The sequence below is a fragment of the Streptomyces tanashiensis genome (genome assembly GCF_014648895.1).
Classification (GTDB): domain Bacteria; phylum Actinomycetota; class Actinomycetes; order Streptomycetales; family Streptomycetaceae; genus Streptomyces; species Streptomyces tanashiensis.
Map to the genome: position 1 here is coordinate 649,390 of NZ_BMRZ01000003.1, position 18,998 is coordinate 668,387.

The following is an 18,998-nucleotide window of genomic DNA, read 5'->3' on the forward strand; positions in this document are numbered from 1 at the left end:
GGCGGCGCGGGCGAGGACCGGGTCAGGACGAGGAAGCCGAGCGGCGCGCCCCGAGGCCCTCGGTGAGGGCCTCGCACAGGGCGTCCAGGGCGGCACCGTACAGCCGTTCCGGCGGGGTGGCGTAGCCGACGACCAGGCCGTCCGGGTGGGCGGGGCCCCGGGCGTCGGGGTGGCGGTAGGAGGCCAGGCCCTCCGTGGCGACCCCGTGCCGGGCGGCCGCGGCGAGCGCCGCCGCCTCCGTGCCGGGGGGCAGCTCCAGGACGGCGTGCAGACCGGCGGCGATCCCCGTGACCCGCACCCCCGGCACCCGCGCGGCGAGCACGGCGGCCAGCCGGTCGCGCCGCTCCCGGTGACGGCGGCGCATGCTCCGGACATGCCGGTCGTAGGCGCCGGAGCCGAGGAACGCGGCGAGGGTGAGCTGGTCCGTGGCCGAGGCGTACGGCTCGCGTTCGCCCTTCGCGGCGACGACGGCGTCGACGAGCGCCGCCGGCAGGCACATCCAGCCGAGCCTCAGCGCGGGGGAGAGGCTCTTGCTGACGGAGCCGAGGAGGACGGCCCGTTCGGGGTCGAGGCCCTGGAGGGCGCCCACGGGCCGCCGGTCGTAGCGGAGCTCACCGTCGTAGTCGTCCTCCACCACGAGCCCGCCGGAGCGCCGCGCCCACTCCAGGGCGCCGGCCCGGCGTTCGGGGTGCAGCGGCCCGCCGGTGGGGAACTGGTGGGCGGGCGTGAGGAGCACGGCCCCGGCCCCGGGCGGGATCTCGCCGGTCCGGGCCCCGTCCTCGTCGACCGCCACCGGCACCGTACCGACCCCGGCGCCGGCGAGGAGGCCCCGGTGGAAGGGGAGGCCGTACGCCTCGACCGCCCAGGGGCGCTCCGTGCCCAGGACCCCGGCGAGCAGCCGGAGGGCGTGCGCGGCGCCCGAGCAGACCACGATCCGCTCGGGCGTGGTCCGGACGCCCCGCACGCGCGCGAGGTACTCGACCAGCGCCCGGCGCAGTTCGATCCGGCCGTGCGGGTCGCGGGTCCCGAAGGCCTCGTGCGGGGCGTCGGTCAGGGCCCGCCGGGCCGCCGCGAGCCAGGGGCCGCGCGGGAAGGCGCCGGGGTCGGGCCTGCCCTGGACGAGGTCGTACGGGAGCGGCGGCGGCGCGGCCGGGCGCACGGGTCCCGGGGCGGGCGCGGCGACGCGGTCGGCGACCCGGGTGCCGGAACCCTGGCGGGAGGTCAGCCATCCCTCGGCGACCAGTTCGGCGTACGCGTCGGCGACCGTGTTGCGCGCGATCCCCAGGTCCGCGGCGAGCGACCGGTAGGGCGGCAGCAGCGTCCCGGGAGCGAGCCGCCCCTCGCGCACGGCCTCGCGCAGGGCCGTGATGAGCGCGGCCCGCCGGCTGCCGCCGCCGGTGCCGAGGTCCAGATGCAGGTCGTTCCCGAGCACGATGTCCTGGCTCCGCGTCAGCGGGACAGCGCGTCCCGTACGGCCTCCTCGGTCCGGCCGACGACGGCCGTGCCGTCCTCCGCCGTGATGATGGGCCGCTGGATCAGCTTGGGGTGCGCGGAGAGGGCCTCGATCCACCGCTCCCGGTTCGCCTCGTCCCGGGGCCAGTCCTTCACGCCGAGCTCCTTGGCGACGGCCTCCTGGGTCCGGGTGATGTCCCAGGGTTCGAGCCCGAGCCGCTCGAGGACCGCCCGGATCTCCTCGGGCTTCGGCACGTCCTCCAGATAGCGCCGCACGGTGTAGTCGGCGCCTTCCGCGTCGAGCAGGGTGAGGGCGCTGCGGCACTTGGAACAGGCGGGATTGATCCAGATCTCCATGGCCCCCACGGTACCCCCCACGGTCCCCTCCACCACCCCCCAAACCCCATCTGGCCAGGGGCGATTGTCAGTGGGGGTCTCTAAAATAGGGGGTGAAGGTGAGGGTCCCGGGGAGGGCCCGCATCCCACCGTTCGCCAGGAGGTAGCCCATGGCTCTCGCCGTGATCCGGACGCCGTCCCTCGAACCCTGGAAGCCGCTCCAGAGGAAGCCGCTCCCCGCGGGCCGCCCCCGCGAGTGGTACGTGTCGCACAACCGCCGTCTGAAGGCCATGCGCCTCGCGATCGCCCTCCTCGACGCGGGCGTCTACGTCCCGTCGAAGGCCACGAACGCGACGATACGCACGACGGCCGAGACCATCGGCATCCACCCGCCCTCGGACACCACCTGCCGCATGGTCCGGGCCCTGATCCGCTACGGCCGCTGACACCGGAGGGGCGCTGCCCGGCCCGGGCCGGGCCGGGCAGCGCCGTCGTCGGATCCCGCCCGCTACCAGGCCACCGGGAGCCGCTCGGGGAGCCGCTTCATGAAGTTGGTGCGCCACACCAGCTGTTCGACCGGCACCGCGAGCCGCAGCCCCGGCAGCCGGTCGAGGAGCGTCTCCAGGGCGATCTCGGCGTGCCGCTTGCCGAGGGCCGTGGCCGGGCAGTAGTGCCGCCCGCCGCCGAAGGAGAGGTGGTCGGCGGCGTTCTCCCGGTCCGGCCGGAAGGCCAGCGGGTCCGGGAAGCGCTGCGGATCGTGGTTCGCGGCCTCCACGAGCACCAGGACGAGGTCACCGGCCCGCACGTCGACCTCGCCGAGCCGTACGTCCTCCAGGGCGAGCCGCGGCAGCCCGTCGCCGATCGAAAGGTTCACCCGCAGCAGTTCGTCCATGGCCCCGGCGACCCCGTGCTCGCCGGCGGTCAGCGCCTCCCGCACGTCCGGCCGGGTCAGCACCGACACCAGCGCCATCGTCAGGAATCCGGCGGTGGAGATCACCCCCGCTCCGAACAGCGTCACGCCCACCGTCGCCAGCATCTCGTCCGTCAGATGCGCGTAGTCGGGATCCTCGCGCAGCGCCGCGAGCTCCGCCATCAGACCGCCCGTCGCCGGGTCGTCGAGGCGCTCGGTCATGTAGGCGATGTCCCGGTCCCAGTGGAGCCGGGCCGCCTCGATCTCGCGCGGGGCGTTCATGAAGGCCACGTCCAGACTGCGCAGCAGCCGCGGCCCGTCCTCCTCGGGGATGCCCAGCATCCGGCAGTGCAGCCCCGCCGAGTACGGATCGGCGTAGGCGCCCCGCAGCTCGCCGGGCGCCCCCTCGGCGACCAGCGCGTCCACCAGGGCCCCGGCCCGCGCCCGCAGCCACTCCTCCAGGCCGGGCGCCTTCGGGTTGATCGCCTTCATGACGGCCTTGCGCAGCCCGGCCCCGGTGATGTTGCCCATGTTGTTCACCACGTGCGGCGGGATCGTCAGCGCGTACTGCCGCGGCGCTCCCGGCGCCGAGGTGTCCTTCAGGCTGAACCTCGGCTCCTCCAGGACCTGTCTGCACAGCTCGTACGAGGAGACCAGCCAGGCCTCGGCCCCGGCGATCGTGCGGACCTTCCGGACGGGTTCGGCGCGCAGCGCGTCGATCTCGGCGGGCAGCCGGGTGCCGTCCCAGTCGAAGGGGAAGGCCGGCGGTTCGTTCGTCATGACCACGGTCATCGCGCATCTCCTTCGACAGGCGTGAGGATGCCGTGCCCCTGGTTGCGGGAGGCACGCAGCCCGGTGCCCCGGGCGTAGAGCAGATCGGCGAGGGGCAGGGCCTGGTGGTAGCAGTTGAGCGAGGACGGCACCCCGAGGATCGCGGGGGTGTCCAGGAACAGCGGCACCTCGGCGCTGATGTACGCCCGGCACACGTCCTTCTGGAGCGCGCTCGCCTCCTGCCCCGGCGTCAGCTTCCCTGCCAGGAAGATCCCGGTGAGCGCGTCACAGGTCTCGCGTACCACCGGATCCCCGTCGACGGCCGCCACGACCTGACGGTGCAGTTCCCGGTACGCGGGCAGGGCCTGGAACTCCGACATCCCGCGGGCCCGTACCCGTACCCCCGTGGGATCGGCCTCCGCCGCGGCCGCCCCGACCTTCGCGCGCACCCCCCGCAGGTTCTTGACGGCCTTCCGCCGCGCCTCGTCGGCCCCGTACCCCAGCGCCTCGTACATGTCGGCGACATGCAGATCGGTGTAGACGAGATCGACCTGTTCGAAGTGGTCCATGCCCCAGCGCGTCAGCTCGCGCAGCCGCTGGGCGGTGAAATAACTGTTCCCCGGGGAGACTCCGATGACCACGTGCGCGCCCTCGTCGGCGATGACGCGGCAGTGATCGGTGTACGGCTGGAGTCGGAGTGTCTCCGCAGGGGCGAAAGCCGCCTGAGTCACGTAGGCAGTCCTCATCGCGCCAGCTAGTCCCAGCGGAGCCCAGTGCTCCGGGTGTGGCGGCAGCGACGACGACACGCTATCGACCGGTCGCGGAGCGTGAACCCCCTACTCGTAGGTACGCGGGATAGTTCGTCAGCTGTTCGCACGACTGTGATCTCGGCCGAAAGCGGCGAGGCCCGCCGCCCCCTCGAAGGGGACGACGGGCCTCGGAAGAACCTCGCTCGCGCGGTACGGCCTAGAGGTCGAAGTAGAGCTCGAACTCGTGCGGGTGCGGGCGGAGCTGGATCGGGGCGATCTCGTTGGTGCGCTTGTAGTCGATCCAGGTCTCGATCAGGTCGGACGTGAAGACGCCGCCGGCCTGCAGGTACTCGTTGTCGTCCTCGAGGGCGTGGAGGACGGCCTCCAGGTTGGTCGGGACCTGCTGGACGTTCGCGTGCTCCTCGGGAGCGAGCTCGTACAGGTCCTTGTCGATCGGCTCCGCCGGCTCGATCTTGTTCTTGATGCCGTCGAGGCCCGCGAGGAGCAGCGCCGAGAAGGCGAGGTACGGGTTCGAGGACGGGTCCGGCGCGCGGAACTCGACGCGCTTGGCCTTCGGGTTCGATCCCGTGATCGGGATGCGCATGGCGGCGGAGCGGTTGCGCTGCGAGTACACCATGTTGACCGGGGCCTCGAAGCCCGGGACCAGGCGGTGGTACGAGTTCACCGTCGGGTTGGTGAAGGCCAGCAGCGACGGGGCGTGCTTGAGGATGCCGCCGATGTAGTAGCGGGCGGTGTCCGAGAGGCCCGCGTAGCCCGTCTCGTCGTAGAACAGCGGGTCGCCGTTCGCCCACAGAGACTGGTGGACGTGCATGCCCGAGCCGTTGTCGCCGAAGATCGGCTTCGGCATGAAGGTCGCGGTCTTGCCGTTGCGCCAGGCGACGTTCTTCACGATGTACTTGAAGAGCATCAGGTCGTCGGCCGCGGCGAGCAGCGTGTTGAACTTGTAGTTGATCTCGGCCTGGCCGGCGGTGCCGACCTCGTGGTGCTGGCGCTCGACCTGCAGGCCGACGTTCTCCAGCTCCAGGGAGATCTCCGAGCGCAGGTCGGCGAAGTGGTCGACCGGCGGGGCCGGGAAGTAGCCGCCCTTGTAGCGGACCTTGTAGCCGCGGTTGTTCTCCTCCGCACCGGTGTTCCAGGCGCCGGCCTCGGAGTCGATGTGGTAGAAGCCCTGGTTCGCCGAGGTCTCGAAGCGCACCGAGTCGAAGACGTAGAACTCGGCCTCGGGGCCGAAGTAGGCGGTGTCGGCGATGCCGGTGGAGGCGAGGTACGCCTCGGCCTTCTTCGCGATGTTCCGCGGGTCACGGCTGTACTGCTCGCCCGTGATCGGGTCGTGGATGAAGAAGTTGATGTTCAGCGTCTTGTCGCGGCGGAAGGGGTCCACGCGGGCCGTCGACAGGTCGGCGCGGAGCGCCATGTCGGACTCGTGGATGGCCTGGAAACCGCGGATCGACGAGCCGTCGAAGGCGAGCTCCTCCGCCGGGTCGAAGGCCGTCGCCGGGATCGTGAAGTGCTGCATCACACCCGGAAGGTCGCAGAACCGGACGTCGACCATCTTGACGTCGTTGTCCTTGATGAACTTCTGGACCTCGTCGGCGTTCTGGAACCCGTTGTTCTGGGACATCCAACTCCTCCTACTCCCGGCCCGGGGAGGGGCGGGCTTGCAGCGGTCGTGCGGCCAGTGCGGTGGCACACGCTGGACCCGACCATAGGCAGACGGGATTTCTCAAGCATGACCCATTTGTTTCGTCGAAGTTAACCGGGCTGGGTGCCATCCGGCCGCGCCGGAGCCCTACGTGTACCCGGCCCGAAGTGATCAAAAACGGGCGCAGTACCGTGGTCGGGTGGACAACAGGCAAGCACTCGGATCTTGGCTCTCCGGCCCCCGCGCGGCGGCCGAGGACGCTGGCGTCGACTTCGGCTACCGCGGTCAGCAGCTCGGGCTGCCCGAGGAGGGCCCCGGCTCGATCGCCCGCCCCGGACGCCGCCTCGGCGCCCTCGCCGTCGACTGGGCCCTCTGCATCCTGATCGCATACGGCTTGATCACCGACGGCTACAACCAGGCGACGGGCAACTGGGCCCTGGTCATCCTGCTCGTCCTGAGCGTCCTGACGGTCGGCACGGTCGGCTCGACGCCCGGGAAGCGGCTCTTCGGCCTGCGCGTCGTCTCCGCGAACGGCGGGCGCCTCGGCCTGTTCCGCGTGGCGCTCCGCTCCCTGCTCGTCTGCCTGGCGATCCCGGCCCTCATCTGGGACCGCGACGGCCGCGGCCTCCACGACCGCCTCTCCGGAGCCGTCCAGGTGCGCATCTGAGAGCCTCGGACACGAGAAAGGCCCCGGACCGTGAGGTCCGGGGCCTTTCTCGTCAGGTGGGGTGTCAGCGCGTCTTTCCGCCGCGCGGCATCCGCATGCCCTTCGGCATCGGACCCTTCGGCAGCGGCATGTTGCTCATCAGGTCGCCCATCGCCCGCAGCCGGTCGTTGGCCGCGGTGACCTGCGGGCCGGTGAGCACGCGGGGCATCTTGAGCATGGTCGTGCGGATCTTCTTGAGCGGCACCTGGCCCTCGCCGTCGCCGACGATGAGGTCGTGCACCGGCACGTCCACCACGACGCGGTTCATCCGCTTCTTCTCGGCCGCGAGCAGGGTCTTGACCCGGTTCGGGTTGCCCTCGGCCACCAGCACGATGCCGGCCCGGCCGACCGCGCGGTGCACGACGTCCTGGCTGCGGTTCATCGCGACCGCGGGGGTCGTCGTCCAGCCGCGCCCGACGTTCTGCAGCACCGCCGCGGCCGCGCCCGGCTGGCCCTCCATCTGCCCGAAGGCAGCGCGCTCGGCACGCCGTCCGAAGACGATGGCCGCCGCCAGGAGACCCAGGACGAAGCCCAGGATGCCCAGATAGACCGGATGACCGATGAGGAAGCCGATCCCGAGGAGGACACCGAGTACGACGATGCCCACGCCCGCGACGACCAGACCGACCTTCGGGTCCGCCTTCCGGGTCATCTGGTACGTGAGGGCGATCTGCTTCAGTCGCCCGGGGTTCGCAGCGTCAGCGCTGCCCGTGTTTGCCTTCCTCGCCATGTCCTGAAGTTTACGTGGCCCGGGAAGCCCGACCCGACGCGACCTCCATCACGTGCTGGGCCTCCACCCGGTCCTTGGCGCGGCGGCGGTCCTCCAGGACGGAGTTCCAGGCGTTGCGGCGGGCGGTGCGCTGGCCGGCGCCCAGGAGCAGGGCCTCCACGGCCTTCAGGGCGTCGGTGACGGACGGGATCGCGGTGACGCGGACGTGCGTCGATGCGGCCGGCATGTCGGGGTCCTCCCTCGATTGCGGGTGAGACGAGGTGGGGGTGTGAGCGGGTGGTGGCGGTGAGTGAAACCAGGCTCACAGATCGGTGTTACCAGGGCGTGACCCGGTGGTCAAACACTGATGAAACGTTGATGCGGCCATGTGGACGACCGGGCGGACGGCGACGCGGCCCGTACGGCCCCGCTGAGCTGCGGGGGCGTACGGGCCGCGCCGGATCCGGCCACTACTGGCCAGTAACTATTTGTGCGCCGATTCACACGGCTCCGAGGAGGCTCAGACGGCCTGCGTCGCGTTGTCGACCGCGCCGCGCTTCTCGATCGCCTGCTGGTACAGCCGGCCCGCGCGGTACGAGGAACGGACCAGCGGGCCCGACATCACACCGGAGAAGCCGATCTCGTCGGCCTCCTCCTTCAGCTCCACGAACTCCTGCGGCTTCACCCAGCGCTCCACGGGGTGGTGCCGGACCGAGGGGCGCAGGTACTGCGTGATCGTGATGAGCTCGCAGCCCGCGTCGTGCAGCTGCTGGAGCGCCTCGCTGATCTCCTCGCGGGTCTCGCCCATGCCGAGGATCAGGTTCGACTTCGTGACCAGACCGTAGTCACGGGCCTGGGTGATGACGTCCAGGGAGCGCTCGTAGCGGAAGCCCGGACGGATCCGCTTGAAGATCCGCGGGACGGTCTCGACGTTGTGCGCGAAGACCTCGGGGCGGGAGTCGAAGACCTCCTTGAGGAGCTCCGGCACCGCGTTGAAGTCGGGGGCGAGCAGCTCGACCTTGGTGCGGCCGTCGGCGCGCTCCGCCGTCTGCTGGTGGATCTGGCGCACGGTCTCCGCGTACAGCCAGGCGCCGCCGTCCTCCAGGTCGTCGCGCGCGACGCCGGTGATGGTGGCGTAGTTCAGGTCCATCGTGACGACCGACTCGCCCACGCGGCGGGGCTCGTCACGGTCCAGCGCCTCGGGCTTGCCCGTGTCGATCTGGCAGAAGTCGCAGCGCCGGGTGCACTGGTCACCGCCGATGAGGAAGGTCGCCTCGCGGTCCTCCCAGCACTCGAAGATGTTGGGACAGCCCGCCTCCTGGCAGACCGTGTGCAGGCCCTCGCTCTTCACGAGGCCCTGCATCTTCGTGTACTCCGGCCCCATCTTCGCGCGGGTCTTGATCCACTCGGGCTTGCGCTCGATGGGGGTCTGGGCGTTCCGGACCTCCAGGCGCAGCATCTTGCGTCCGTCGGGTGCGACTGCGGACACATCGGCTCCTGTAGCTTCGATTCTTCGGCGCACACCAGGGTACGCCCGTTGCTTCCATGCCTTGTTTCTCCGTCTGGCCAACCCGTGGCCAGAGCCCGGCATTCCTCAGGCCGAGGCGGGCTCCTCCGCGCGCTCGCCCTTGCCCGCGCTCGCGCGCTCGACCTCTCGCGGCTTCAGATCGGCGTTCTCCAGGACGTCCCGCAGGTGCTTCTCCACGACCGGGAGCACCTCCTCGATCGTGAGGTCCCGGCCCAGCTCGTTGGCGAGCGAGGTCACACCCGCGTCGCGGATGCCGCACGGGATGATCCGGTCGAACCAGGCGTTGTCCGGGTTCACGTTGAACGAGAAGCCGTGCATCGTGACGCCCTTGGCGACCCGGATGCCGATGGCGGCGAGCTTCCGGTCCTCGCGGCGCTGGCCGGCGTTGGACGGGGCGTACTCGGGGCCGTTCAGACGCGGGTCGAACTCCTCGTCCGTCAGCCGCGGGTCGAAGTCGAGGGAGAGCCCGCCGATCGCCGGGCGCTGCTCGACCGGGTCGCCGAGCACCCAGACCCCGCTGCGGCCCTCGACCCGCGTGGTCGCCACGCCGAACTCGGCGGCGGTGAGGATCAGGGCCTCCTCCAGGCGGCGCACGTGCGCGACGACGTCCACCGGGCGGGGCAGCTTCATGATCGGGTAACCGACCAGCTGGCCGGGGCCGTGCCAGGTGATCTTGCCGCCGCGGTCGACGTCCACCACCGGCGTTCCGTCCAGCGGCCGCTCGTTCTCCTGCGTGCGCCGGCCGGCCGTGTAGACCGGCGGATGCTCCAGCAGCAGACAGGTGTCGTCGATCTCGTCGGCGAACCGCGCGGCGTGCACGTCGCGCTGCTTGTCCCACGCCACCTGGTAGTCGACGGCTTCCTCGCCGAACCCAAGGCGGACGAATCGCAGCTCACTCACGGCCATGCCTCCTCCTGGGTGCCGGGAGCCGGGGACCGGGGATCATCCCGGGCCGGCTCGGCACCATGCGTCATTCGCGCCCATGCCACTGTACGGCGGCGCGGGGGACGCCCCTCCGGCAGGTGGACGGGGGCGCCTACGTCAGCGACGCCGTCAATCCTCACACGATCGGATGAATGTGGGGCGAAGGTGGCGGTACGGGCCGTGAGGACCGCTAAATTCACGCCGTTCCATGAGGGTCCGACGGGGCTGCCGTCCGGACCCGGAAGGCAGGAGACCGCACAGCTGATGACGGAACGACCACCGCAGCGCATCCCGAACCGGCAGCTCGCCGCGCTCATCGCCGAAGCCGGGTTCTCCAACGCGGGGCTCGCCAGACGGGTCGACCAGCTCGGTCTGGAACACGGGCTCGACCTGCGGTACGACAAGACCTCCGTGACCCGCTGGCTCCGCGGTCAGCAGCCGCGCGGCACCACCCCCGCCCTCATCGCCGAGGTCTTCACCCGCCGCCTCGGCCGCCGGCTCTCCGCCCAGGACCTCGGCCTCGACGCCTGCGCGCCCGTCTACGCGGGCCTGGAGTTCGCCGCCACCCCCGAGGAGGCCGTCGACATCGTCAGCGGCCTGTGGCGCAAGGACTCCGGCAGCCACGCCGAACTCCGCAAGATCGCCTTCACCCCGGCCGGCCTCGTCGTCCCCAGCCGCGACTGGCTCATCGGCCGCGCCGACGACCGGGTCGCCCGCGGCGAGCCGGCCCCCGCCGCGCCCCGGACCGCCGCGGCACCCCCGCACGACCCCCGGGTCCCGTCCCAGGGCCGCTTCTCCGTGCCCCGCCAGCGCGGTACGGACCGAGGCCCCGGCCAGCGCGTCTCCAGCGGCGACATCGCCGCCCTCCGCTCCGTCGGCGAACTCTTCCGCACCCTCGACCACGCCTACGGCGGCGGCCACGCCCGCCAGGCCCTCGTCCGCTACCTGGAGCACGAGGCCGAGCCCATGCTGCGCGGCACGTACGGGGAGAGCACCGGCCGCCGCCTGTTCGCCGCCGCCGCAGACCTCACCCGGCTCGCCGGCTGGACCTCGTACGACATCGCCGCCCACGGCCTCGCCCAGCGCTACTTCGTCCAGGCGCTGCGCCTCGCCCAGGCGGCCGGGGACCGGGCCTACGGCTCGTACGTCCTCCTCACCATGAGCTGCCAGGCCGTCTACCTCGGCCACGGACGCGAGGCCGTGCAGCTCGCCCGGGTCGCGCAGCAGGGCGTCGGCCCCGCCGCGCCGCCCGTCGTCCAGGCGATGCTGCACGCCGTCGAGGCGCGGGGCCACGCGGTCCTCGGCGAGGCCCGGGCGTGCAGCGCCGCCCTGGTCCGCGCGGAACGGGCCCTGGAGGCGGCCCGGCCCGGCGACGAGGTGCCCTACTGGGCCCGCCACTTCGACGAGGCCCAGCTCGCCGACGAGCTCGGGCACTGCCACCGGGACCTCCAGCAGTACCGGCCGGCCGCGCAGCACGCCGAGCGCGCGCTCCAGCTCCGGGCGCCCGGCTTCGCCCGCAGCCGGCTCTTCTGCCGCGTCGTCCTCGCCACCTCCCGGCTGGCCCTGGGCGAACTGGACCAGGCGTGCGCGCTGGGCGCGGAGGCGGCGCAGCAGGCCTCGGAGATGCGGTCCGCGCGGGCGGTCGAGTACGTGCGGGACTTCGAGCGCCGCCTGGAGCCGTACCGCGACGCGGCGGCGGCCCGCACGTACCGCGACCGAGTAGCCGCCATCGGCTGACACCGCCGCCTGCGCCGAGAGGCCCCGCGCCTGGGTGGGCGGTGCCCCGGCCCACCCCCGTGTGGACACGCGCCTGCGCGGGGGGTGCCCGCCGTTGTGGGCAATCGTCCCGCTGGGCGGGACGGGTGGGCACACGGGACGGCGCCCTCAGCGGCGCCTCCGCGTTCCGCGCCTGGACCCGCACCACCCGCGACGGTGCACGGGGTGCGGGTCAGGGCGCGGGAGCCTCTGGCGCCGGCAAGGGCGCCGTTCCGTTGTGCCCACCCGTTCCGCCCCGGCGGAACGATTGCCCACAACGGCGGGCGCCGTCCGTGGCGGGTGGGCACCGCCCCGGCGGAACGCATGCCCACAACGGCGGGCGCCGTCCGTGGCGGGTGGGCACCGCCCCGGCGGAACGCATGCCCACAACGGGCGGACCTCAGGCCGCCGCGCCCGGTTCCGACAAGGGCGGGTGGACGCCCAGGTCCGTCAGGAGGGCGGAGGTCGCGCGGTGGGCCGACGCCAGCGCGCCCGACACCGTGCTCGCCCCCCGGTGGTCGCCGCACACGTACAGCCCGGCCAGGAGCCGGACCGAGCGGTGCGCGTCGTGCGGCGGCGGCATCGCCGGGACCGCCTCCCGGGTGTGGTGGAGGGCCAGCAGCTCCCAGTCGTCCGTGGACGTGCCGTACAGGGTGGCCAGGTGCTTGCGGACCCGGCGTTCCGTGTCGTCCGGGGGCGTGCCGAGGACCGTCGAGGTGATGAGGGCCCGGCCGGCCGGGGCCCGGGACGGGTCGACCGCGCTCATCACGGCCGTGTGGGCCACCGGCCCGCCGGGGTCGGACTCCAGGAGCAGCGTCGGGTCCGAGGTGGGCGCCACGGGGGCCGTGTGGTGCAGGACCGTGACCGGGTGGAAGGCGGGGAGCCGCAGGCCGGGCAGCAGCTCCGCCGCCGTGCGCGCGCCCGTGGCCAGGAGCAGCGAGCGGCAGCCGATGACGCCGTGCTCGGCCGTCGTGACCCGGGAGACCGACACGTCCGTGGCCCGGACGCCGGTGCGGACGGTGCCCGGCGGCAGCGTGGCGGCGAGCCGCTCGGGGAGCGCCGCCGCACCGCCCTCGGGGACGGTCGCCCCGCCCCGGGCGAAGGCGCGCAGCGCCAGGTCCGCCTGGCGGCTCGACATGCCGAGGTCCGGGTCGGCGAGGAGCGCGGCGAGGAGCGGCCGCAGCACGCCCTGGACGGTCCGGGCGGGAAGCCGGGCGGTCAGGGCCTCCCGGGCGGTCCGCTCGGGCCGGGCGAGCAGTCGTCCGGTCGGGGTCGCGGCGAGCCGGACGAGGGAGGCGCCGAGCCGCGCCTGGTCGAGCGAGGCGGCCGGATTCCGGGGGGCGCTCGCGAGGGCGCGCGCCACGCTGAACGCTCCCCCCACGCCCCGGTGGACCCCGCCGCCCCGGTGGCCGCCGGCCGCGCGGCGCGCGTGCGGGGCGCCCCATCGCGCGTACCGGCCGTCGCTGTGCACGAGCACCCCGGGGCCGAACGGGCGCAGCGCGAGCCCGGACAGCCCCGGCGTGGTCCGGAGTTCCTCGGGCGGGAGGGTGAGCAGCGGGCCCACCCGGTCGAGCAGGAAGCCGTCGACGCGGTCGGTGGCCAGCCGGCCGCCGACCTGCGGCTCGGCCTCCAGGACGGCGACGGCGAGCCCGGCGCCGGTCAGCCGGCGGGCGGCCGCGAGCCCCGCGATCCCGGCTCCTACGATGACGACGTCGACGGTTTCCACGACGTCCCTGTGCTGTGCGCTGGTTGCGGTACTGAGCACGTGCCCCTCCCCAGGTCGGCGCCGCCGGTGGGAGGCCTTATGCCCCCAACGGGCCCCCGGAATGCCCGAGTTCGCGTTCGTATCGAACGGCGGGCATCGAACGGTGGGCATCGAGCCTAGGCAGCGCTCCCAGGGAAGTCGGCCCGCGCGCGGCGGGGTTCACGCAGCACGGGGGAGCGCAGGAGCGCGCACGCACGGGGGAGGGGGTCAGTGCAGCGCCGCCCGGATCGAGTCGTCGATCGTCGGGAAGGCGAAATCGAAGCCGGTCTCCAACAGGCGCCCCGGCAGCACCCGCTGACTGCCCAGCACGTCCTGGGCGAAGTCGCCGAGGACGACCTTCAGGGCGGGCGCGGGGACGGTGAAGAGGGTCGGGCGGCGCAGCACCCGGCCCATCGCCGCGGTCACCTCGCGGTTGGTGACGGGCTCGGGGGCCGTCAGGTTCACCGGACCCGAGAGGGACGGGGTGTCGACGAGGTGGCGCAGGGCGGCCACCTCGTCGTGGAGGGAGATGTGCGACCAGTACTGGCGCCCGTCGCCCATCCGTCCGCCGAGTCCGGCGCGGAAGACGGGGAAGAGCCGTCCCCAGGCGCCGCCGTGGCGGGCCACCACCAGGCCCGTGCGGGCGTAGGTGACCCGGATGCCGGCCTCCTCGGCGGGGGCGGCCGCGGCCTCCCACTCCACGCAGACCGAGGGCAGGAAGCCGGTGCCGGCGGGGGCGCTCTCGTCCACCGCGCGCGTGCCGGTGTCCCCGTAGAAACCGAGGGCCGTGCCGCAGACCAGGGCCTCCGGCGGGTCGGCGAGCGAGGCGAGGGCCTGGGCGATCGCCGTCGTGCCGAGGACCCGGCTGTCCCGGATCTCCTTCTTGTACGCCTCGTTCCAGCGGCGTTCGCCGACGCCGGCGCCCGCCAGGTGCACGACGGCGTCGACGCCGACGAGCCCGGCGGCGTCCACGTACAGCCGCTTCGGGTCCCATTCGACCTCGTCGGCGGTCCGGGCCGGGCGGCGGACGAGGCGGAGGACGTCGTGACCGTCGGCGCGCAGGGAGTGGACCAGGGCCGAGCCGATGAGCCCGGAGGCGCCGGTGACGGCGACACGCTTGCGGAGGGCGGAACGCTGCATGGTCACCATCCTGCCCTCCCGGGCCTGGGCCTGTCTCCCGGGTCGGGCCGGGCTCGTGGGTCCTGTCACGCGCGAGACAGGCCCCGCGTGACACAGTGGCCGTCATGATCGTGCCGGAGACGCTGATACGTACCGCCGTGCAGGACGACGACGCCGCGCTCGCGGAGCTCGACCGGACCACCTGGTCGACGCTCCACGCGGTGCAGCCCCTCCCGGAGCCGGGCGAGCCCTTCTTCGACGCGCGCCATCTGCCCGGGGACTACCTGGTGGCGGTGCGCGGCGGGGCGGTCGTCGGCTTCGTCCGGGTGGCGCCGCCGACCCCGCTCGCCGCCACCGCCCACGTCCGTCAGATCCAGGGCCTCGCCGTCGCCGGGTCCGCCCGGGGCGAGGGGGTGGCCCGGGCGCTGCTGCGGGCCGCCATGGACCGGGCCCGGGAGCAGGGTGCCGTAAGGATCACCCTGCGGGTCCTCGGTCACAACGCGCCGGCCCGCGCCCTCTACGCCTCCGAGGGCTTCGCGGTCGAGGGCGTGCTGCCGGGGGAGCTGTTCCTCGACGGGGCGTACGTGGACGACGTCCTCATGGGCCGGTCACTGCTCGGCTGAGGCGGTGTCCCGCAACAGCCGCATGCCGCCCATCAGTTCGCGCAGGCAGCGGACCGCGAGGGCGGCCGGCGCGCCCTCTCCGCGCTCCGGTGCCTCCGTCTCCGCCCAGCTCTCCAGGGCGATCCGGATGGCGTCGGTGGCCGCCGCCGCCGCGAGCCGTACCTCCAGCGGATCGGCGTCCGGTCCGGCGAGCCCGGCGACGACCTCGCGCAGCCGCTCCTCGGAGTCCTGGTTGACCCGGTACCAGACGGCCCGGAGGGCGGGGTCCTCGGCGGCGGCCCGCAGCAGTCCGCGGGTCCAGCGCAGGCCCTCCGCCTCCGCCTCGGTGTCCGGGGTGAGGGACGAGGCGATCGAGCGCTCCAGGGCCTCGGGCAGGCCCGCGCCCGGTGCGGTCGCGGCGAGGACCGCCCGCCAGCGGTCGGCGCCGCCCGCGAGGAGCGGGGCGACGGCGTCCTGCTTGGAGCGGAAGTAGCGGTAGAAGGTGCGCAGGGCGACGCCGGCCCGCTGGGCGATGTCCTCGGCCGTGGTGCCGTCGGGGCCGCGCTCGGTGAAGAGCTCGGCGGCGGCGCGGGCGATGTCCAGCTGGGTGGCGGCCTTGCGGCGTTCCGTCAGCGAGGGGGTGGGCGGCGTGGCGCCCTCGGGCTTGGTGCTCACCCGACGAAGCGTACGCCTGCGACTGCCGTGCGTGCATGACGTGCAGGTGTGGCAAAACGTGCCACTCAGGCGTACGGTGGCAGCAATCCCCGGAAAGCTTGACATCGAGAGGTTGTCGACATGAACCAGCTGACCCGTTACGAAGGACGCCGCGCCCTCATCACCGGCGGCGGCTCCGGCATCGGCCAGGCCACCGTCCTGCGCATGCTCGCCGAGGGCGGCCGGGTCGTCGCCGCCGACATCAGCGAGGACGGCCTCAAGGACACCGTCGCCAAGGCCGGCGACGCCGCCGACCGCCTCACCACCGTCGTCCTGAACGTCGCCGACGAGGCCTCCGTACGGACCGGCGTCGCCGCCGCCGTCGAGGCGCTCGGCGGCCTGGACGTCCTGGTCAACGCGGCCGGCATCCTGCGCTCCTCGCACACCCACGAGACGAGCCTGGACTCCTTCGAGCAGGTGATCCGGATCAACCTCACCGGCACCTTCCTCGTGATCCGCGAGGCGATCCCCGCCCTCCTGGAGGGCAACGGCTCCGCCGTCGTGAACTTCTCCTCCACCTCCGCGATGTTCGCCCACCCGTACATGTCCGCCTACGCGGCCAGCAAGGGCGGCATCCAGTCCATGACCCACGCGCTCGCCGCCGAGTACGCCAAGCAGGGCATCCGCTTCACCGCCGTCCAGCCCGGCTCCATCTCCTCCGGCATGACCGACGGCACCGGCGCCAGCCGCCAGAGCGTCGGCCCCGGCCTCCCCGAGGACGCCGACCTCTCCCTCTTCATGAAGCTCGCCCCCGCCCTCGGCCAGGGCTTCGCCGGCCCCGAGACCGTCGCCGGCGTCGTCGCGATGCTCGCCTCCGAGGACGGGAAGTTCATCACCGGCACCGAGGTCCGCATCGACGGCGGAACCCACTTCTGATGACCGCCGCCGAGGTCTTCCACGGCCGCACCGCCGTCATCACCGGCGCCTCCTCCGGCATCGGCGCCGGCCTCGCCCGGCACGCCGCCGGGCTCGGCATGAAGCTGGTCCTCGCCGACATCGCCGCCGACCGCCTCGCCGCCTTCGCCGAGGAGCTGCGCGCCGCCGGCGCCGAGGTGGAGACGGTGGTGACCGACGTCGCCGACCCCGCCTCCGTCGAGGCCCTCGCCGACACCGCGTACACCCGCTTCGGCGTCGTCGACCTGCTCGTCAACAACGCCGGGATCATGGCCATGGGCTACTCCTGGGAGATCCCCGCCGAGCGCTGGGACGCCATGCTCCGGATCAACATCGGCGGGTACGTCAACGGCATCCGGGCCTTCGTCCCGCGCATGCTGGAGCGCGGCGAGAAGGCCTGGGTGGTCAACGTCTCGTCGATCGGCGGCATGCTGCCGAGCCCGCTGATGGCCCCTTACAGCGTCACCAAGTTCGGCACGCTCGCCCTCACCGAGTCGCTGCACTACGAGATGCAGATGAAGGGCGCCCCGATCCAGGTGTCCGTCGTGACGCCCGGCTCGGTCAAGAGCGAGATCTTCAAGGCCGCCAGGCCCGGAGAGACCGCCCCGCCGGAGATCGCCGCCTTCAACGACCAGCTGCAGGCGATGGCCGACGAGCACGGGCTCACCCCCGAGGAGCACGCCGTGGGGGTCTTCGAGATGGTCGCCGAGGGCAGGTACTGGGCGATCCCCCAGCCCGAACAGCTCTTCCCGGCACTCCAGCCGCGCACCGACATGATCCTCGCGCGCGAGAACCCCCGGCTCCGGCTGGGCTGAACCACCACCCGGGGGTGCGGAGCCCTCCCTCCGCACCCCCCGGGCCTCACACCGTCCCGAAGCGCTCCCACAGCCGGGGGAAACGGGCCGCGAGCACGTCGTCGTCCTCCAGGTCGAAGGGGGCGCCCAGCGGCTCCCCGCCCGGCATCGGAATGCCAAGGTCGGGGGTCTCGGCACCGGTCAGCGCCTCGTACGCCTCGTCCGCCGCGAAGCCGATCTCCTCACCGTCCCCGTCGATCTCCACGTCGAAGTCGCCGAGCAGCTCCGCCAGCGCGTCCGGATCGTGCACGCCCCCCTCGTACACCTCCCGGCCCTGGCCGATGAGCCAGCAGCGGAACGAGTCGAAGGTCTCCTCGCCCGCCCCGTCGAAGAGCAGGGCCGCGGCACCCCACAGATCCCAGAGGTACGCGCGGTTGAAGCGGGCCTCGAAATGGCGCGCGTAGTCCAGCACCGAGTCGGGGTCCAGCCGGGTCAGCCGCTCCACGAGCAGATCGGCCTGCTCCTCGGGGTCGCCCTCGGCTTCCTCGCGGGTGGCGTCGATCAGCTCCCAGAACTCGGTCTCGTCCATCACGGGACCAGCATCACGGCTCGGGGAGTCCGACGCACCCGGAAAGCCCGAAATGAATCCGGACAGAAGGTGTCGTACTTTTCTGCCAGTCTGCTGTTCATGACGACAGCAACCACCCCCCTGCGCGGACGCATCTGCCTGGTCGCCGGGGCCACCCGGGGCGCCGGACGGGCCATCGCCGTCCAGCTCGGTGCCGCCGGCGCCACCGTGTACGTCACCGGCCGCACCACCCGCGAGAGGCTCAGCGAGGTCGGCCGCGCCACCGAGAACATCGAGGAGACCGCCGAACTGGTGACGGCCGCCGGCGGCGAGGGGATCGCCGTCCCCACCGATCACCTGGAGCCCGACCAGGTCCGGGCCCTCGTCGAGCGGATCGACCGCGAGCAGGGCCGGCTCGACGTCCTCGTCAACGACGTGTGGGGCGGCGAACACCTGGTCACCTTCGGGAAGAAGACCTGGGAGAACGACCTCGACGGCGGCCTGAGGATGCTGGAACTCGGCGTGAAGACCCACGCCATCACCTCGCACCTCGCGGTCCCGCTGCTGATCCGCAACCCCGGGGGGCTCGTCGTCGAGGTCACCGACGGCACCGCCGCGTACAACAGCACCCACTTCCGCGAGAACCTCTACTACGACCTCACCAAGAACGCCCCCATCCGGATGGCCTTCGGCCTCGCGAAGGAACTGGAGGAGTTCGGCGGCACGGCCGTCGTCGTCACCCCCGGCTGGCTCAGGTCGGAGCAGATGCTCGCCGCCTTCGGCGTCACCGAGGAGAACTGGCGCGACGCCACCGAGAGGATCCCCGACTTCGGCGTCTCGGAGTCGCCGGTCTACGTCGGCCGGGCCGTCGCCGCCCTCGCCGCCGACCCCGACCGGCACCGCTGGACCGGCCGGTCGCTCTCCAGCGCCCAGCTCGCGGGCGAGTACGGATTCACCGACGCCGACGGCTCCCGGCCGGACGCCTGGGGCTTCATCGTCGCGAGTGAGACCGGGAAGCCGGACGTGGCCGACTACCGGTAGGAGCCCACCGAGGGCGGCG

The 18,998-nt window shown here is 73.0% G+C and carries 20 protein-coding genes; 7 read left to right on the plus strand and 13 right to left on the minus strand.

Going from position 1 to position 18,998, the window contains the following annotated elements; all coding sequences use genetic code 11:
• Window positions 1-22: 22 nt before the first annotated feature.
• Together pdxR and IE237_RS13575 are read right to left on the minus strand one after the other, a co-directional pair.
• Complete coding sequence (gene pdxR, locus IE237_RS13570) at window positions 23-1,432, minus strand: MocR-like pyridoxine biosynthesis transcription factor PdxR (RefSeq protein ID WP_189802155.1); 1,410 nt, start codon at window positions 1,430-1,432, stop codon at window positions 23-25.
• A gap of 17 nt (window positions 1,433-1,449) precedes the next feature.
• The gene (locus tag IE237_RS13575; RefSeq protein ID WP_189802156.1) at window positions 1,450-1,809 is read right to left on the minus strand and encodes an arsenate reductase family protein; all 360 of its coding nucleotides are present in this window, start codon (window positions 1,807-1,809) and stop codon (window positions 1,450-1,452) included.
• A gap of 149 nt (window positions 1,810-1,958) precedes the next feature.
• On the opposite strand from IE237_RS13575, the gene IE237_RS13580 reads away from it, so the two are divergent.
• Window positions 1,959-2,234 (plus strand): hypothetical protein, encoded by a 276-nt coding sequence (locus IE237_RS13580; protein ID WP_189802157.1) that lies wholly within the window; start codon window positions 1,959-1,961, stop codon window positions 2,232-2,234.
• A gap of 62 nt (window positions 2,235-2,296) precedes the next feature.
• Here IE237_RS13580 and IE237_RS13585 read toward each other — a convergent pair whose 3' ends face one another.
• The 3 genes from IE237_RS13585 to glnA all read right to left on the minus strand — a co-directional run bounded on the left by IE237_RS13585 (window position 2,297) and on the right by glnA (window position 5,860).
• Entirely contained in the window at window positions 2,297-3,490 is a 1,194-nt protein-coding gene (locus IE237_RS13585) for a cytochrome P450 (protein ID WP_308433072.1), read from the minus strand.
• Window positions 3,487-4,200, minus strand: coding sequence for a cyclodityrosine synthase (locus IE237_RS13590; protein WP_189802158.1), 714 nt, complete (start codon window positions 4,198-4,200; stop codon window positions 3,487-3,489). The genes IE237_RS13585 and IE237_RS13590 overlap by 4 nt, the downstream gene beginning before the upstream one ends.
• A 235-nt stretch (window positions 4,201-4,435) precedes the next feature.
• On the minus strand, window positions 4,436-5,860 hold the full coding sequence (gene glnA, locus IE237_RS13595; RefSeq protein ID WP_189802159.1) for a type I glutamate--ammonia ligase: 1,425 nt from the start codon (window positions 5,858-5,860) through the stop codon (window positions 4,436-4,438).
• Window positions 5,861-6,080: 220 nt separating this feature from the next.
• On the opposite strand from glnA, the gene IE237_RS13600 reads away from it, so the two are divergent.
• Window positions 6,081-6,548, plus strand: coding sequence for an RDD family protein (locus tag IE237_RS13600; RefSeq protein WP_189802160.1), 468 nt, complete (start codon window positions 6,081-6,083; stop codon window positions 6,546-6,548).
• Window positions 6,549-6,612: 64 nt separating this feature from the next.
• On the opposite strand, the gene IE237_RS13605 is transcribed toward IE237_RS13600, so the two are convergent.
• The 4 genes from IE237_RS13605 to lipB all read right to left on the minus strand — a co-directional run bounded on the left by IE237_RS13605 (window position 6,613) and on the right by lipB (window position 9,724).
• Window positions 6,613-7,317: a DUF4191 domain-containing protein gene (locus IE237_RS13605; RefSeq protein WP_189802161.1), complete on the minus strand. Its 705-nt coding sequence runs from the start codon at window positions 7,315-7,317 to the stop codon at window positions 6,613-6,615.
• 10 nt (window positions 7,318-7,327) lie between these two features.
• On the minus strand, window positions 7,328-7,543 hold the full coding sequence (locus IE237_RS13610) for an SCO2195 family GlnR-regulated protein (RefSeq protein WP_041128875.1): 216 nt from the start codon (window positions 7,541-7,543) through the stop codon (window positions 7,328-7,330).
• A 273-nt stretch (window positions 7,544-7,816) separates the two neighbouring features.
• Window positions 7,817-8,785, minus strand: coding sequence for a lipoyl synthase (gene lipA, locus IE237_RS13615; protein WP_189802162.1), 969 nt, complete (start codon window positions 8,783-8,785; stop codon window positions 7,817-7,819).
• 105 nt (window positions 8,786-8,890) lie between these two features.
• A complete protein-coding gene (gene lipB / locus IE237_RS13620; RefSeq protein ID WP_189802163.1) occupies window positions 8,891-9,724 on the minus strand; it encodes a lipoyl(octanoyl) transferase LipB in 834 nt (277 codons plus the stop codon).
• Between the two features lie 288 nt (window positions 9,725-10,012).
• Here lipB and IE237_RS13625 point away from each other — a divergent pair, with 288 nt between their 5' ends.
• Complete coding sequence (locus IE237_RS13625) at window positions 10,013-11,485, plus strand: NsdA family TPR-like regulatory protein (protein WP_189802164.1); 1,473 nt, start codon at window positions 10,013-10,015, stop codon at window positions 11,483-11,485.
• Window positions 11,486-11,903: 418 nt separating this feature from the next.
• On the opposite strand, the gene IE237_RS13630 is transcribed toward IE237_RS13625, so the two are convergent.
• Together IE237_RS13630 and IE237_RS13635 are read right to left on the minus strand one after the other, a co-directional pair.
• A complete protein-coding gene (locus IE237_RS13630) occupies window positions 11,904-13,268 on the minus strand; it encodes an FAD-dependent oxidoreductase (RefSeq protein WP_229842653.1) in 1,365 nt (454 codons plus the stop codon).
• 207 nt (window positions 13,269-13,475) lie between these two features.
• Window positions 13,476-14,396, minus strand: a complete 921-nt coding sequence (locus IE237_RS13635; protein ID WP_189802166.1) for a TIGR01777 family oxidoreductase — start codon at window positions 14,394-14,396, stop codon at window positions 13,476-13,478.
• 95 nt (window positions 14,397-14,491) lie between these two features.
• Between IE237_RS13635 and IE237_RS13640 the strand changes: the two genes are divergently transcribed.
• Window positions 14,492-14,989 carry a GNAT family N-acetyltransferase gene (locus IE237_RS13640; RefSeq protein WP_189802167.1) on the plus strand — a complete coding sequence of 166 codons (498 nt, stop codon included), beginning with the start codon at window positions 14,492-14,494 and terminating at the stop codon, window positions 14,987-14,989.
• Here IE237_RS13640 and IE237_RS13645 read toward each other — a convergent pair.
• Window positions 14,975-15,643, minus strand: coding sequence for a TetR/AcrR family transcriptional regulator (locus tag IE237_RS13645; RefSeq protein WP_229842656.1), 669 nt, complete (start codon window positions 15,641-15,643; stop codon window positions 14,975-14,977). The genes IE237_RS13640 and IE237_RS13645 overlap by 15 nt on opposite strands.
• 120 nt (window positions 15,644-15,763) lie before the next feature.
• On the opposite strand from IE237_RS13645, the gene IE237_RS13650 reads away from it, so the two are divergent.
• Window positions 15,764-16,558, plus strand: coding sequence for an SDR family NAD(P)-dependent oxidoreductase (locus IE237_RS13650; RefSeq protein ID WP_229842657.1), 795 nt, complete (start codon window positions 15,764-15,766; stop codon window positions 16,556-16,558).
• Complete coding sequence (locus tag IE237_RS13655; RefSeq protein WP_189802169.1) at window positions 16,558-17,391, plus strand: SDR family NAD(P)-dependent oxidoreductase; 834 nt, start codon at window positions 16,558-16,560, stop codon at window positions 17,389-17,391. The genes IE237_RS13650 and IE237_RS13655 overlap by 1 nt, the downstream gene beginning before the upstream one ends.
• Window positions 17,392-17,437: 46 nt before the next feature.
• On the opposite strand, the gene IE237_RS13660 is transcribed toward IE237_RS13655, so the two are convergent.
• Window positions 17,438-17,959: a DUF4240 domain-containing protein gene (locus tag IE237_RS13660; protein WP_189802571.1), complete on the minus strand. Its 522-nt coding sequence runs from the start codon at window positions 17,957-17,959 to the stop codon at window positions 17,438-17,440.
• A 99-nt stretch (window positions 17,960-18,058) separates the two neighbouring features.
• Between IE237_RS13660 and IE237_RS13665 the strand changes: the two genes are divergently transcribed.
• Window positions 18,059-18,979, plus strand: coding sequence for an SDR family oxidoreductase (locus IE237_RS13665; RefSeq protein ID WP_189802170.1), 921 nt, complete (start codon window positions 18,059-18,061; stop codon window positions 18,977-18,979).
• Window positions 18,980-18,998: the final 19 nt, after the last annotated feature.

What these genes read in the sequence shown, in the direction of transcription:
- IE237_RS13665 (WP_189802170.1), top strand. Translation starts at nt 18,059, where the DNA reads ATGACGACAGCAACCACCCCCCTGCGCGGACGCATCTGCCTGGTCGCC.
- IE237_RS13655 (WP_189802169.1), top strand. Translation starts at nt 16,558, where the DNA reads ATGACCGCCGCCGAGGTCTTCCACGGCCGCACCGCCGTCATCACCGGC.
- glnA (WP_189802159.1), bottom strand. Translation starts at nt 5,860, where the DNA reads ATGTCCCAGAACAACGGGTTCCAGAACGCCGACGAGGTCCAGAAGTTC.
- IE237_RS13650 (WP_229842657.1), top strand. Translation starts at nt 15,764, where the DNA reads ATGAACCAGCTGACCCGTTACGAAGGACGCCGCGCCCTCATCACCGGC.
- IE237_RS13575 (WP_189802156.1), bottom strand. Translation starts at nt 1,809, where the DNA reads ATGGAGATCTGGATCAATCCCGCCTGTTCCAAGTGCCGCAGCGCCCTC.
- IE237_RS13625 (WP_189802164.1), top strand. Translation starts at nt 10,013, where the DNA reads ATGACGGAACGACCACCGCAGCGCATCCCGAACCGGCAGCTCGCCGCG.
- IE237_RS13610 (WP_041128875.1), bottom strand. Translation starts at nt 7,543, where the DNA reads ATGCCGGCCGCATCGACGCACGTCCGCGTCACCGCGATCCCGTCCGTC.
- IE237_RS13605 (WP_189802161.1), bottom strand. Translation starts at nt 7,317, where the DNA reads ATGGCGAGGAAGGCAAACACGGGCAGCGCTGACGCTGCGAACCCCGGG.
- IE237_RS13635 (WP_189802166.1), bottom strand. Translation starts at nt 14,396, where the DNA reads ATGGTGACCATGCAGCGTTCCGCCCTCCGCAAGCGTGTCGCCGTCACC.
- IE237_RS13640 (WP_189802167.1), top strand. Translation starts at nt 14,492, where the DNA reads ATGATCGTGCCGGAGACGCTGATACGTACCGCCGTGCAGGACGACGAC.
- IE237_RS13580 (WP_189802157.1), top strand. Translation starts at nt 1,959, where the DNA reads ATGGCTCTCGCCGTGATCCGGACGCCGTCCCTCGAACCCTGGAAGCCG.
- IE237_RS13585 (WP_308433072.1), bottom strand. Translation starts at nt 3,490, where the DNA reads ATGACCGTGGTCATGACGAACGAACCGCCGGCCTTCCCCTTCGACTGG.
- IE237_RS13660 (WP_189802571.1), bottom strand. Translation starts at nt 17,959, where the DNA reads ATGGACGAGACCGAGTTCTGGGAGCTGATCGACGCCACCCGCGAGGAA.